At 51.6% G+C, this 12,291-nt stretch carries 15 protein-coding genes and 1 pseudogene; 9 read left to right on the top strand and 7 right to left on the bottom strand.

From position 1 onward, the window contains the following. Positions 1-64: 64 nt before the first annotated feature. The 3 genes from DO97_RS17400 to DO97_RS17410 are packed head-to-tail and all read left to right on the top strand — an operon-like array spanning position 65 to position 2,542. Positions 65-904 carry an HAD family hydrolase gene (locus DO97_RS17400; protein ID WP_239651836.1) on the top strand — a complete coding sequence of 280 codons (840 nt, stop codon included), beginning with the start codon at positions 65-67 and terminating at the stop codon, positions 902-904. Between the two features lie 60 nt (positions 905-964). After that, on the top strand, positions 965-2,146 hold the full coding sequence (locus tag DO97_RS17405; RefSeq protein ID WP_036535884.1) for a DNA double-strand break repair nuclease NurA: 1,182 nt from the start codon (positions 965-967) through the stop codon (positions 2,144-2,146). A gap of 9 nt (positions 2,147-2,155) precedes the next feature. Further along, positions 2,156-2,542, top strand: coding sequence for a gamma-glutamylcyclotransferase family protein (locus DO97_RS17410; protein WP_036535886.1), 387 nt, complete (start codon positions 2,156-2,158; stop codon positions 2,540-2,542). A 17-nt stretch (positions 2,543-2,559) separates the two neighbouring features. Here DO97_RS17410 and DO97_RS17415 read toward each other — a convergent pair whose 3' ends face one another. The 4 genes and pseudogenes from DO97_RS17415 to DO97_RS17430 all read right to left on the bottom strand — a co-directional run bounded on the left by DO97_RS17415 (position 2,560) and on the right by DO97_RS17430 (position 4,975). Then, positions 2,560-3,120 carry an anti-sigma factor family protein gene (locus tag DO97_RS17415; protein ID WP_052128902.1) on the bottom strand — a complete coding sequence of 187 codons (561 nt, stop codon included), beginning with the start codon at positions 3,118-3,120 and terminating at the stop codon, positions 2,560-2,562. A gap of 233 nt (positions 3,121-3,353) precedes the next feature. Further along, a pseudogene (locus tag DO97_RS17420) lies at positions 3,354-4,011 on the bottom strand (sigma-70 family RNA polymerase sigma factor). Positions 4,012-4,092: 81 nt separating this feature from the next. Beyond that, positions 4,093-4,470, bottom strand: a complete 378-nt coding sequence (locus DO97_RS17425; protein ID WP_036535890.1) for a hypothetical protein — start codon at positions 4,468-4,470, stop codon at positions 4,093-4,095. Positions 4,471-4,480: 10 nt separating this feature from the next. Next, entirely contained in the window at positions 4,481-4,975 is a 495-nt protein-coding gene (locus DO97_RS17430) for a DUF427 domain-containing protein (protein ID WP_036535893.1), read from the bottom strand. Between the two features lie 133 nt (positions 4,976-5,108). Here DO97_RS17430 and DO97_RS17435 point away from each other — a divergent pair, with 133 nt between their 5' ends. From DO97_RS17435 to DO97_RS17445, 4 genes are read left to right on the top strand one after another with little or no spacing between them, the layout of a single operon-like run. Then, positions 5,109-5,354 (top strand): hypothetical protein, encoded by a 246-nt coding sequence (locus DO97_RS17435; RefSeq protein WP_036535895.1) that lies wholly within the window; start codon positions 5,109-5,111, stop codon positions 5,352-5,354. Continuing rightward, positions 5,341-5,571 (top strand): hypothetical protein, encoded by a 231-nt coding sequence (locus DO97_RS25445; RefSeq protein ID WP_204368730.1) that lies wholly within the window; start codon positions 5,341-5,343, stop codon positions 5,569-5,571. Before DO97_RS17435 ends, DO97_RS25445 begins: the two co-directional genes overlap by 14 nt. Then, positions 5,507-6,535 (top strand): murein transglycosylase A, encoded by a 1,029-nt coding sequence (gene mltA, locus DO97_RS17440; protein ID WP_052128903.1) that lies wholly within the window; start codon positions 5,507-5,509, stop codon positions 6,533-6,535. Before DO97_RS25445 ends, mltA begins: the two co-directional genes overlap by 65 nt. A 55-nt stretch (positions 6,536-6,590) precedes the next feature. Then, complete coding sequence (locus DO97_RS17445; RefSeq protein ID WP_036535896.1) at positions 6,591-6,827, top strand: hypothetical protein; 237 nt, start codon at positions 6,591-6,593, stop codon at positions 6,825-6,827. 376 nt (positions 6,828-7,203) lie between these two features. On the opposite strand, the gene DO97_RS17450 is transcribed toward DO97_RS17445, so the two are convergent. The 3 genes from DO97_RS17450 to DO97_RS17460 form a co-directional block, all read right to left on the bottom strand. Continuing rightward, positions 7,204-8,025 (bottom strand): heavy metal-binding domain-containing protein, encoded by an 822-nt coding sequence (locus tag DO97_RS17450; RefSeq protein WP_036535897.1) that lies wholly within the window; start codon positions 8,023-8,025, stop codon positions 7,204-7,206. Positions 8,026-8,115: 90 nt separating this feature from the next. Then, a complete protein-coding gene (locus DO97_RS17455) occupies positions 8,116-9,066 on the bottom strand; it encodes a heavy metal-binding domain-containing protein (RefSeq protein WP_052128904.1) in 951 nt (316 codons plus the stop codon). Positions 9,067-9,070: 4 nt separating this feature from the next. Next, positions 9,071-9,505, bottom strand: coding sequence for a hypothetical protein (locus DO97_RS17460; RefSeq protein ID WP_036535898.1), 435 nt, complete (start codon positions 9,503-9,505; stop codon positions 9,071-9,073). A 502-nt stretch (positions 9,506-10,007) separates the two neighbouring features. Between DO97_RS17460 and DO97_RS17465 the strand changes: the two genes are divergently transcribed. After that, positions 10,008-11,357 (top strand): CmpA/NrtA family ABC transporter substrate-binding protein, encoded by a 1,350-nt coding sequence (locus DO97_RS17465; protein ID WP_036535900.1) that lies wholly within the window; start codon positions 10,008-10,010, stop codon positions 11,355-11,357. An 88-nt stretch (positions 11,358-11,445) separates the two neighbouring features. Then, a complete protein-coding gene (gene ntrB, locus DO97_RS17470; RefSeq protein ID WP_036535902.1) occupies positions 11,446-12,291 on the top strand; it encodes a nitrate ABC transporter permease in 846 nt (281 codons plus the stop codon).

Genomic DNA, 12,291 nt, shown 5'->3' on the forward strand with positions numbered 1-12,291 from the left:
AAAACCGCTCTAGCACAGTAGCTTAAAGATTACAATGCATCACGATTAAACAAACGAAAAAACGATGATGTCGGCAACCCCCGCAATTCTCGCACTGGACTTTGATGGTGTGCTCTGTGATGGTCTGTTGGAGTATTTTCAGGTGTCATGGCGTGCCTACTTCCAGATCTGGAAGCCAGATCGCGCCATTGTTCCCGAGGCGTTGGCAGATCGCTTCTATCGCCTCCGTCCAGTGGTGGAAACTGGCTGGGAGATGCCTGTTTTAATTCAAGCATTGCAGCTAGATATTTCTGAGTCTGAGATTTTCAGCAACTGGGGGACGATCGCCCCTCAGCTGCTGGCAGATCATGGCATTAAAGCCCAGGAAGTCGCCTTCACCCTCGATCAACTCCGAGATCAATGGATAAACACGGATCTGTCTGGATGGTTGTCCCTGCACCGATTTTATCCCGGCGTTGTGGAACGCTTGCAGGTCGTGCTTGCGAGTTCAACCCAGCCGATGATTATTTCCACCAAAGAAAGCCGCTTCATTCGCCAATTGTTGCAGCAACAGGGCATTGACTGGGGAACCCATCCGATGATTGGCAAGGAGTCTAAACAACCTAAATATCAAGTTCTGCGTCACCTGATGGCAGTGGCTGCCCCCTCCAGGATCTGGTTTGTCGAAGACCGCCTGAAGACACTGCAAACCGTGCAAGCCCATGGAGATCTGAGCCAGATCCGGCTGTATCTGGCAGATTGGGGTTACAACACCGCCGCAGAACGGTCAGCCGCTCAGGAGGATGGACGGGTGCAATTACTCTCCCTCCCCATGTTTGGACAGGACTTCGGCGATTGGCCGATGCCAGAATCAACTAAGATGCAGAGCATTGGTCGGTCGTTTGAGCTCCATTCTAAGGATTAGACCTCGGGAGGAGCTCCCCTCACTGATCGATTCACTTCCAATCTTCTGTCAGCATCCCCCATGCTTGATTTCAACAAACTGGTTCAGCAAATGCAGGGAATCAGTCACCACCTGGCAGAAGAATCCGTTGCGGTTCGTCAACGCTTGCAATTGGCACAAAACTTACTCAGCCAAGCCCTCACGGATCAGGCAGGGTGGGTGGCACAACAGCAACAGTGGCGCGATCGCCTGGGATTCACGGCGGCGGCACCCCTAGAACCCCTCGATACCCGTCGGAGAATCTCCCCGGCCCCCCTGATTCATACGGTGCTGGCAACGGATGGCTCTCAAATTGCCCCCAGCCACCATGAAATTGCCTATTGTTATCTGATTAATATCGGACGGGTGGCTTTGCACTATGGACAAAATCTCCAACCGATCCTGGATAGCTTACCCGAAGTGTTTTATCGCCCCGAAGACCTCTATATTTGTCGGCAATGGGGTCTCCGCACCGAGGAATGGATGGGCTATCGCCGCACCGTTTCAGAAACCATTGCCCTGGCGGAATTAGCCGCCCTCACCCTCAGTCAACCGGCTTCTCCGACCCTGGCAATGGTCGATGGCTCCTTGATCTATTGGTTTCTGGAAACCCTCCCGAGTGCCGCCCGCGATCGCCTGCTGCCGCCGATCCTAGCGGCCTGGGATCAACTCCAAACCCTGAACATTCCGATTGTTGGCTATCTCAGTGCTGCCCGTAGCGCTGAAGCGTTGAATTTTCTGCGGTTACAAGTCTGTCCCTATCCTCAACCAGACTGTGGTACCCATTGTTCGGGACAAACAGACGCAGCTCCCTGCCACGTTTTCGATCCCCTACGAGACACCTCTCTCTGGGCTACCCAGTTGCAACCTGGAGAGCGCAGTCCCCTCTGGCGCAGCTCTGCTCGGATTCTGGAACTTTACGGTGGCCACGCCATTTATTTCTGTTACGTCCACATGGGCACGGAAATTGCCCGACTGGAATTCCCAGCCTGGGTTGCAGCCTCTCCGACCTTGTTGGAGACCACCTTGAGTTTGATCCTGGCCCAGGTTCAAAAGGGGTATGGCTATCCCGTAGCCTTGGCGGAAGCCCATAATCAGGCAGTGGTTCGAGGGGGCGATCGCGCTCGTTTCTTTGCAGTGCTTGAACAGGAGATGATTCGATCGGGGCTGCGAAATGTCGGCACCTCTTACAAAGAGGCTCGGAAGCGAGGCAGCATTGCTTAGCGAGGGCGGATGTTGACCCATCTTTTCGTCTATGGCACCCTCAAACCTGGCGGCGGTAACTACCCCGTCTGTCAAGCTCAGGTTCTGGCAACCTCTCCTGCTCAAGTACGGGGTCAACTCTACGAACTGCCCTTAGGCTATCCCGCCATGGTTTTGGGGGAAACGGGCTGGGTACAGGGGAGTTTGCTCACCTTTGCCGACGCCACCATTCTCTCGGTTCTGGATGAACTAGAAGATTACGCCCCCCATCGGCTCCCGGTGGAGAATGAATATCAGCGCTGCGAAGTTCTTGCCTACTGTCCCAACCATCTTGCGATAGTAGCCTGGGCCTACGTCATGCCCTTGGACAAGATTCAAACCTGGGGCGGTCGTCTGCTCCCTGACGGTCAGTGGTGATGGACTGCGGTGGGAGATTAACGCACGTTGCGATTATCAGGCTGAAGACCTTGGGGTTGGGGCGATTCGGAGCCTTGGGCATGGGGTATTTGCACCACGGGTTGATCGAGGGCAATCATGAGACTATCCGTGATGTCAATTCCAGAGGTCGCTTCCGGGGTGGGGGTAAAGGCAATGATTTGGGGCGTTTTGGTGGCTGAGGCGACATTGGGGATCAAGCTGCGATCGCCCCCGACCCAACCAGCAACGGCGGCTACACAGGTGGCGGCGATCGCAGCGGCGGCAGTTCCCCAGATCAGCATCCGCCGAGGCCGACGATCAATCTGGGCAAACACCCGAGCGGCCATTTGATCCGCGGCAACTTCAGGGGACACTGGTAGGGGCAGGGCTTTTACCTCCGCTCGGAGCCGTAACATCCGGGAATAAAGGCGTTGTACCTTGGGATCGGTGTCTAGCCAGCTTTCAACCTGTCGCCGCTCGGCTGTGGTCACTTCACCGTCTAAATAGGCGCTCAGGAGTTCAAAGCAGTCAGCCGATGCCTGGTGGGACGGAGGCTGAAAATCAAAATCAGAGGTCATGGTCTTGTCACTACCCAATCACGCTAAGGGAAAACACACAGCGGAGTAGACCAACGAAGCTAGTCTAAAATCATACAAAGATCCCGGCAGAACGGAAATGCACAGGGGCTGCAAAATCTGATTCTGATATAGATATCCATGACCGTTGAGCTTGTTTCCTGTTCACATTACTCAGATCACTGATAGGGCACAAATATCGCCGCTCAACTCTCACACCCACTCGGGAGGTCTGGCTAGCTTTCCAGATAGCTCTGTAACTGGCACTGCAATCGCTGTCGTGCCCTGGCAATTCTTGATTTGACCGTACCTAAAGATACACCCATAATTTCGGCAATTTCTTCGTAGGCCATGCCTTCAATTTCCCGCAGCACAATGGTGACCCGAAAGGCTTCGGGGAGATCAGCGATCGCCGTATGCAGGTGCTCATAAAACTCCTGGGTGGTCATGTTCTCATCTGGCCCTGGCGTGGCAGCAGCAATCTCCCAATCCACTTCCCGGTCATCCAACATCAGGGGTGCATCCAGAGATAGGGGATGACTCACCCGTTTACGTTTGCGCAGTTCGTCATAGAACAGATTGGTGACAATCCGGCTCAGCCAGCCGCGAAAGTTTTTCTGGTTCCTGCAAGCGCTTGATGTTGCGGTAGACCCGAATCCAAACCTCTTGAGCCAGATCCGCCCGATCCTGCCAGTCGGGGGCAAGATGGTACAAAATCCGATCCACATGGGACTGATACCGCCGCAACAGTTCAGAAAACGCACTCCGATCGGGGTGAGCCCCAACCTGACAAAGCAGGATCAAATCATAGTTGGAGAGTTTTCCGACGGACACAGGTACACGAGGAGCGGCTGCCTCAACTGCTGACCAGGATACAGGAAGAGAATAACTCATGGGCTACGGATGCAGAAACATCAACACGTCCTTCCCTAGAGACGCTTGGGTTTGGGGAAAGTTCCCGCTGTTTCAATGCAACTATCGGGGCGTGGATTTCTTGAACAGACGGTCACCCAAGTCACTGACCCCCGGTAACCAGGGTGGTCGTCGCTGCCAAATACGGATCATTAACCCCAGGCTGATGAGAAAATATCCCGATGTCCAGAGACTACTGACCAGCAGAAAGGGGAGGCGCAAAAACTCTGAACCGTTGGCTCCCGTTGTCATTAACAGGGTACCGCCCAGCCACAGCAGCCCCAGGGTGACGGCCAGACGACTCACCGTCTGTTGCTGGGGATTTCCTGAAGGACGGTACAATCTCCATAATGCTGGGAGTAATCCCAAGATCGGCAGCAGGTACACAAACAGCAGCAGCCGTTGCAGGTGAGAATTTTCGAAGGAGTCTGGAGGGGTCATGGCGGTGATACTACCATCCTCCGGTACCCGGTTCGCCCTTAAAGGGCCCGACAATATCCATGGTAATCCAGCCACCATAGAAATTACCCGGTTGGGGCTGAACTAGCTCCCCATCCACCCAACAAGCCTGCATTTCCTGGGGATAAAAGGCGATGTGGTTCCGGAGGGCAGCAAAGGGGGGTGTGGGTTGAGGATAGCACCAGGCTGCGTTCACCACCCGGTGCTCTCCGATGACGATGGTGTAGTAAGTTGCCAGCCCCTTCCATTCGCAAAAACTCCGCTGAGGCATGGCCACAAGATATTGTTGGTGAATATCCTCAGGGGGGAAATAGTACACCGGGGGATGGCTGGTTTCCAACACCCGTTGGCCACGGCAGGTTTCCGCCAGGGAGATGCCATTGCATATCACCTGAAGATGGCGGTGGGTGGCTTCGAGGCGGGGGGGACGGGGATAGTCCCAGACGGATTCCTGGCCAGGGGCAGGGGCAATGCGAAGGGGATGCATGGGTAGACTCCGGTATATTTGCTTGGCCTAGTGTCACCTGGAAAAGCAGCGGAGTTTTCTATAAAACAGCGATACTTTCCCGGCTGTCCCGATTGATAATGGTGACGTTGCACTCCTACATCCATTCTGCGCTATGCCCAAACCTTCAGAATTTGCCGTCCATCTGATGATCGAAGGGGGTCATCGGGAGGAAGTCCGGTTCCTCACGATTCAGGATTTTCAGAAATGGTACAGTGGCGAACTGGTGCCGAAGTCTACTTCCACAGACTTTATTACGGTGCCGATCAAGAATATTCAGGGAGAATACATGGTGATTCGGCCCTCGGCCGTGCTCGCCATTCGAGTGGAGCCGCTCTTTAGTTCTAGTGTGGAGCGATGAACGGGGGGGGCGCTATACAGCTGCTATCTGGGGTAGTTTGGCCATGGCAACTGTCCTCTGGTGGCAACCCGTCAGGGCAGTTCCACCGCTGCGATTGGTGAGTCTCCAGGAAACCGCAACCTCGGTTTGTTCCCTTCGTTGTCTCGGTTGGGATGCTCAACTTTGGCAGCCCTCGGGGCACGGGGGGCGATCGCGCCGCCCTGGTGACGGCGATTGACCGGAGTTTACAGTACTTAAGTACCGATCAGGCCGCAGCAGTGTATCGCCGCTACCCCATTGCGGGGGTGACACACCGTCGAGTCGAGCGGAGTTTGCAGCGATTTCGTCAACTTTTACTCAAAAGTACCTCGCCCTCAGGGCTACAGCAGGCGGTGCAGCGAGAGTTTGCCTTCTACCAGGCCAGTGGTCAAGATCACCAGGGAACCGTGGCATTTACAGGCTATTTTCAGCCGATCTATGCGGCCAGTCGCGTTCCCACCGCTGAGTTTCGCTATCCCCTCTATCGGCTCCCCTCGGATTTTGACCGCTGGGCCACTCCCCATCCGACCCGCGAACAATTGGAGGGGCGCAATGGCCTCGGGACAAAAAAATTGCGGGGGCTGGAGTTAGCCTGGTTGCGCGATCGCTTCCAGGCATTTCTCGTCCAGGTTCAGGGATCAGCCCGCCTGCTTTTTCCGGATGGCAGTGTCATGAGCCTGGGCTATGCTGGACGCACCCAATATCCTTACACCGGGGTGGGGCGAGAACTGGTTAAGGATGGCAAAATTCCCCTGGAAGCCCTCACCTTACCAACCTTGGTGGACTACTTTATTCACCATCCTGAGGCAATGGATGACTATCTTCCCCGCAACCAAAGTTTTGTCTTCTTTAAAGAGACGTGGAATCGACCCGCTACTGGCAGTTTAGGGGTCCCCGTGACGGCGGAGCGCTCCATTGCCACGGATAAAACTCTGATGCCACCGGGTGCATTGGCTTTAATCCAAGCTCCGATCCCAACTTCAGCCCCCAGTGGGCAGCAGGACAACCCGTGGGTTAATCGCTTTGTTTTAGATCAAGATACGGGGAATGCCATTCGTGGTCCCGGACGGGTGGATATTTTTATGGGAACTGGCCCCCAAGCTAGCGATCGCGCTGGGTTAATTAATAGCAAAGGTCGCCTCTACTACTTACTGCTCCGGTAAGCCTTTCCAGATATTCTCCTCCAACGGCACGCCACCCAATGTCAAAACCGACCCCATGACGCAATCAACCGAGATAGAAATTCGAGATCTGATCTTGTCCCTGGACAAGAAGTTTGATGTATTTGCAGCCAGGACTGAGGAAAAATTGACCAGCATTGACCAGCGGCTAGAACGACTGGAAAAACGGGTTGATTCCCAGGACAACCGACTTTGGGCTTTTGTCGCGGCGGCTTTCCTGACGGTACTGGGTTTTCTGGCTAAACTTGCATTCTTCCCTGGAGGTGCAGCATAACCCAGAGCACCTGCAATCGGAGCGTTTCTCGATACCAAGGCATCGAATAGAAAACCCGTGCATGGATCAACCACACAGGAACTGATAAATTATCTATTTATTATTTATCACTGTTAGACGAGCTATATTTCTCTGTTAGCGTTGTTGCTGGTGTATTTCTGTTGCTGCTTAAGAAGTAGTGCAGAATAGCGCATTAGTGAGCACACCCCGTTCTACGCCTCAATGTGTTATTGAGAATGCTCTAAAACTTTATCAGTCAAGACTTTCAGAAACCAATAGCACACCCTTGGTAAGGGTGAGGTTACGAGTTCAATCCTCGTCACGGGCTCTGGGTAAAGCCCTCTATTCAATGACACCCCTGTACCCAAGGATGGCGCTAATCGTTGATCGATAGAACCAATTGGGGAGTTGGGATATGATGATCTTCACGAATTGGCAGAACCGCTGTACCCACAGCAAAAAACTCAATCACATGGGAACTCCAGGAATATCGCCCCTCGTGAAGTTGGACACCCACAATGCCCTCTGCTTTAAGGTGGGTGGCTTCCGCCTGCATTCGTTCCATGGCTAGCTCACGGGCATCATAGAGGGCTTGGGTAAAGTTCGTCATTTCTACGTTCTTGCCCATATTTTTGAACCACTGCCCGAGTCCTTGGTACGCAACATGGTAAACACAGTTGCCCATTACCATGCCAACGGGGCGGTAGCCTGCCCGTAACAACGTCCAAAAATCCTGTCCGGATAAGTCACTGGTGAAGGGTTTATGATCTAGCGTCCGCCAAGGAATGTCTCGGTTGCGCGATCGCACCGCCGTTCCAATCGCTACAAATTCCGCTAAATTCGGCTCCCATTCCATGTGTTTTGCGGTCAACCGCACCGCGACAATCCCATCGGCTCCTAGCGCATCTGCCTCTTCTTCCATCCGACTCATCGCCAGTTCCCGCGCATGGTACATGGCCTGGGACAACACCGTCATTTCCTGATTCTGGCTCAAACCCGCCCACTGAAAGCCAATGTGGTACATTGAGCAGCCAACCACCAATCCCAGGGGGTCAAAATCTAGTTCTTTAACCAACAGGAATTCATTCACCGACAGATCACTGGTAAACAGCCGATGTTTTTCATCCTTGCCCCGCATTGCGGTCAAACGATTTCGGGCATGGATGGGCAGATCGGCGGGAAAGGGTTGATTGGTCATAGGAGGTGGAAGGACGGTAGATTTCTGGGTTGGAGAGAGGAAGCGTGAGTTGTGAGTCGGGACGCGTGGTTGTTTTCTCTGGGAACAGGCTTAAAGGTGATTGGTTTTGAGTGGATGTTGTTTTTTGGTTGCCAGGTCGAAGATGATCAAGGGGGTGATTCGGGAAGATGCGGCGGCATGGGAATCCTGAACGATGGACGTGCCGATCGCCACAAAATGTGTCAGTAGATCGTGATAGGTGGTTTGGTTGAGTTCATATTCGATGTCTTCGATCTCCAGATTGATATGCATTCCTACAGCTCCTTCTGCCTGGTGCTGGCGAATATCGTCCGTAAGCCGAGAGATGGCGAGATGGCGGGCAGTTTGGAAGCCCTGGGTGTATTGGGTGACTTCCTGATTGGTACGACTACCCCTGCCAAAGAACCCGCCCCTTGTGAGATTGCGGGTATTCCAATCTGTGTGGGTGTAGTAAGAGCAAACGCCGAAAACAATGCCCTTGGGGTAGTAGCCCGCCTGATGCAGTTGCCAGAATTCTTGACCACTGAGGTCGCTGGTAAACGGCTGGGCTTCGGCAGGACGATTGGGAATGCCAATGGCAGTGCCGATCGCTGTAAACTCGACAATGCGATCGCCCCAGTGCTGTTGCCTCAACTTCAAACGCACCCCGATGACGCCATTTGCCCCCAGTAAAGCTGCTTCTTGGCGGAGACGTTTGACGGCCAGTTCTCGGGCTGCGAGTTGGGCATGGCTTAAGGCTGTAAGTTCTCCGGTGTAGGTTTGATAGCCGTTGAAATACCCCCAATAGCTGATTTTGTAGAAGGCCGTACCCATCACCAAACCCAGTGGCTCGTAGCCGGCTTCACGGGCGAGCAAATGCTCATTGGAGGTTAGATCGCTGGTGAAGAAGTTGGCACCACTCCGACGTTGCATCTCTAATCGATGACGAGCCTTGTAGGGAATTTGCCCCCGTTCCAAGGCTCGACGCGTGGCTTCCTGGGCTTCACGGCGATTTCGATCTACTTCAGATTCCCAGAGAGGCATGGAGCTAACCTCCACCTAAGACAAATTTGCTCAATGCTGTGCGGGTTTTACCACTGCGCGCTGCTAGAATCGCAAGCTGTTGGGCAATCTCCTCCGTCCACTGTTCTATAGGGATAATTGTGGTTTTGAGGACAACTCCCCGCACTAGTTTCATCACTTTGGCAGTGAGAAAACCCTGCTTCTCACGCACGATCAGATAATGATAATCATCAAAGCGCACCACAATTTCTTGAACTGGCTTTTTATTGGAAAGAAACCGTCCTCTCCGGGTGATCGTGATCGATTGGGGCAAGGCTTGTTCTAGTTTTTTAGCCAAGAATTCCAGTAAATCCCCCGATTCCTGGGCATCCATTTGCAAGGCGGCTGCTAATACATCCACTGCTAAGGCTTGATCCAGCGGCTCTTCCATGAATAGCAAGGCTAGGCGAGTTGCCTTCATTAAATCACTTGCTAATGTGAATTTGCTCAAACATCAAGAAAACTCAAGCCTTGCTGCGAAATGTAAAAGCGACGGGATTCACGTTAACAGTGGCAGCAGCAACGGAAAAGCAAGGATTTCAGGCTCAAAATGCATAAGTGTCCAGATGCTACCTAGGCAGTAATGATAAGTAAATCGATATCTTTGGGATAGTAAATCGATATACAGTATCCAATTGATCTTTTAAGTCTGTGCCGCTAAAGTATTCTAAGAATAGATTTTTATCTATTCAATCTCTAGGAAGCATAGATTTTTATCTATTCAAGAGTCAAGAACTGATCAATGCTCTGAGTCATCAAGAGTACTCAGATCTGCTTTTTGCTCGAGTTCTTAAAGATTCTAGCGATCTTGGCTGGCAATGAATAGGGTTCAGCTTGAGCCTGAAAGTTTTGTAGCAATACAAGCCAGTTTGTGCATAACACATGTTTGATTGCAACCCGAAGTTGGGATGTAAGGAGGTTTTATGTCATTTTTTTCCAATGTATCTCGTCGTCGGTTTATGACGATCGCCACTGCATCCACGGGGGCGGTGTTATTGAAGGGTTGTTTGGGGAATCCACCCGAAACAACGACTTCCAGTCCAAGTTCAACTGTAGCCAGTCCGGTTGCAGATTTAAAGCCGGAGGTAATGCCAGAAGTTAAAGCAGCCAAGTTAGGTTACTTGCCAATTGTTGAGGCAGCTCCCTTGATTGTTGCTAAAGAGAAAGGATTGTTTGCCAAGTACGGGATGCCGGATGTTGAGATTGACAAACAGGCCAACTGGGGCGCAGCGCGAGATAATGTGAAAATTGGTTCTGCTGGTGGGGGGATTGATGGTGGACAGTGGCAGATGCCGATGCCATACCTGATCTCAGAAGGCATTATTACTGACAATACAAAAGTGCCGATGTATGTATTGGCACAGTTGAATACCCAAGGGAATGGGATTGCGATCGCCAACAAACATCGAGGCAAGGGATTATCCCTTAAAATTGCTGAACCAGCGGTATTTTTTGACAAGCTGAAGTCGGAAGGATCGGAATTCAAAGCGGCCTACACCTTTCCTAAAGCAAACCAAGAATTTTGGATTCGCTATTGGTTAGCAGGGAATGGTGTTGATCCGGATGCAAAAGTTTCATTGTTGACGGTTCCAACGTCGCAAACGGTTGCTGATATGAAGCGGGGAGCAATGGATGCCTTTAGCACCGGTGATCCTTGGCCCAACCGCATCGTCACAGATAAAATTGGATTTATCTCAGCCCTGACCGCAGAGATTTGGCAGAATCATCCCGAAGAATATCTGGCAATTCGGAAAGATTGGGTAGACAAGAATCCTAAGGCAACCAAAGCGATTCTCAAAGCAGTGATGGAAGCCCAACAGTGGTGTGACAACTTTGATAATCGTCAGGAATTGGCTGGAATTCTGTCTAAACGCGAATATTTTGGTGTATCAGAGACTTTTCTAATTGAGCCGCTCATGGGCAAATACAACTTGGGTGAGCGTTCCATTGATGACAAGTCAATGGCGGTACTGTATTGGAAGGATGGAAAGGGGAGTGTGTCCTATCCTTATCAAAGTCATGACCTATGGTTCCTCACGGAAAGTGTGCGTTGGGGATTTTTGCCGAAAGACACCTTAGCAAAGGCAAAGGATTTAATCAAACAAGTTAACCGTGAAGACATTTGGCGGGAAGCGGCAACTGAATTGGGAGTCGCAGCAACTGATATTCCTACTAGCACATCTCGCGGGGTTGAGGAATTCTTTGACGGCACTAAGTTTGACCCTGAGAATCCCCAAGCTTATTTAGATAGCTTGAAGATTAAGCGAGTTTAGATTTTGGTTAATTGCTTTTGGCATCCGCCATATAGGATTTAACTTGCAGTGTAAGCACAGTTCATTTCTTTAGTTTCAGGAGGTATCCATGACGATTGCCCGCCAACGACCCACTAAATCCTTGTTCGATCTGCCCCTACTTGCAAAGTTCAAAATTAAGGAAAAATTCAGCGATTTGCTCCCTCCGATGACTGCGATCGCCATTTTTCTCGTCATCTGGCAACTCTTCTCTTGGCTTCCCGATGCAACCTTGCCGGGGCCGATTAAAGTTGTGCAAGAGACGTGGATTTTGATTCTCTATCCTTTCTACGATAAAGGTGGTACTGATAAGGGCTTATTCTGGCAGGTGCTTGCTAGTTTGCAACGGGTGGCAATTGGGTATACATTTGCCGCGATCATCGGAATCAGCCTCGGGATTCTAGTTGGACTGAACAAAACCTTATCCAAGGCCCTCGATCCGATTTTTCAACTCTTACGAACGGTGCCGCCCTTAGCCTGGGTTCCCATCGCCCTCGCCGCCTTACAGCAAAATCGACCTGCGGCGTTGTTTGTGATCTTCATTACGGCGGTGTGGCCGATTTTAATCAATACAGCCGTCGGGGTGCGACAAATTCCCCAGGACTACACCAATGTGGCTCGTGTGTTGAAGCTATCGCAAAGAAAGTATTTCTTCAAAGTTCTGTTTCCGGCTGCATTGCCCTACATCTTTACCGGATTGCGAATTTCAATCGGTCTGGCATGGTTAGCCATTATTGCCGCTGAGATTGTAATGTCTGGAATCGTTGGCATTGGTTCCTTCATCTGGAATGCCTACCAAAACAGTCAAGTGAGTGAAATTATTTTGGCATTGGTTTACATCGGCGTTGTGGGACTATTGCTTGATAAGTTGCTGGCTTGGGTACAAACAGTGATTTTGCCAGAAGAACAACGGTAA

The organism is Neosynechococcus sphagnicola sy1 (assembly GCF_000775285.1).
Lineage (GTDB): Bacteria > Cyanobacteriota > Cyanobacteriia > Neosynechococcales > Neosynechococcaceae > Neosynechococcus > Neosynechococcus sphagnicola.

What these genes read in the sequence shown, in the direction of transcription:
- DO97_RS17400 (WP_239651836.1), top strand. Translation starts at nt 65, where the DNA reads ATGATGTCGGCAACCCCCGCAATTCTCGCACTGGACTTTGATGGTGTG.
- DO97_RS17405 (WP_036535884.1), top strand. Translation starts at nt 965, where the DNA reads ATGCTTGATTTCAACAAACTGGTTCAGCAAATGCAGGGAATCAGTCAC.
- DO97_RS17450 (WP_036535897.1), bottom strand. Translation starts at nt 8,025, where the DNA reads ATGACCAATCAACCCTTTCCCGCCGATCTGCCCATCCATGCCCGAAAT.
- DO97_RS17430 (WP_036535893.1), bottom strand. Translation starts at nt 4,975, where the DNA reads ATGCATCCCCTTCGCATTGCCCCTGCCCCTGGCCAGGAATCCGTCTGG.
- DO97_RS17435 (WP_036535895.1), top strand. Translation starts at nt 5,109, where the DNA reads ATGCCCAAACCTTCAGAATTTGCCGTCCATCTGATGATCGAAGGGGGT.
- DO97_RS17460 (WP_036535898.1), bottom strand. Translation starts at nt 9,505, where the DNA reads ATGAAGGCAACTCGCCTAGCCTTGCTATTCATGGAAGAGCCGCTGGAT.
- DO97_RS17415 (WP_052128902.1), bottom strand. Translation starts at nt 3,120, where the DNA reads ATGACCTCTGATTTTGATTTTCAGCCTCCGTCCCACCAGGCATCGGCT.
- ntrB (WP_036535902.1), top strand. Translation starts at nt 11,446, where the DNA reads ATGACGATTGCCCGCCAACGACCCACTAAATCCTTGTTCGATCTGCCC.
- DO97_RS17410 (WP_036535886.1), top strand. Translation starts at nt 2,156, where the DNA reads ATGTTGACCCATCTTTTCGTCTATGGCACCCTCAAACCTGGCGGCGGT.
- DO97_RS17425 (WP_036535890.1), bottom strand. Translation starts at nt 4,470, where the DNA reads ATGACCCCTCCAGACTCCTTCGAAAATTCTCACCTGCAACGGCTGCTG.
- mltA (WP_052128903.1), top strand. Translation starts at nt 5,507, where the DNA reads ATGCTCAACTTTGGCAGCCCTCGGGGCACGGGGGGCGATCGCGCCGCC.
- DO97_RS17455 (WP_052128904.1), bottom strand. Translation starts at nt 9,066, where the DNA reads ATGCCTCTCTGGGAATCTGAAGTAGATCGAAATCGCCGTGAAGCCCAG.
- DO97_RS17465 (WP_036535900.1), top strand. Translation starts at nt 10,008, where the DNA reads ATGTCATTTTTTTCCAATGTATCTCGTCGTCGGTTTATGACGATCGCC.
- DO97_RS17445 (WP_036535896.1), top strand. Translation starts at nt 6,591, where the DNA reads ATGACGCAATCAACCGAGATAGAAATTCGAGATCTGATCTTGTCCCTG.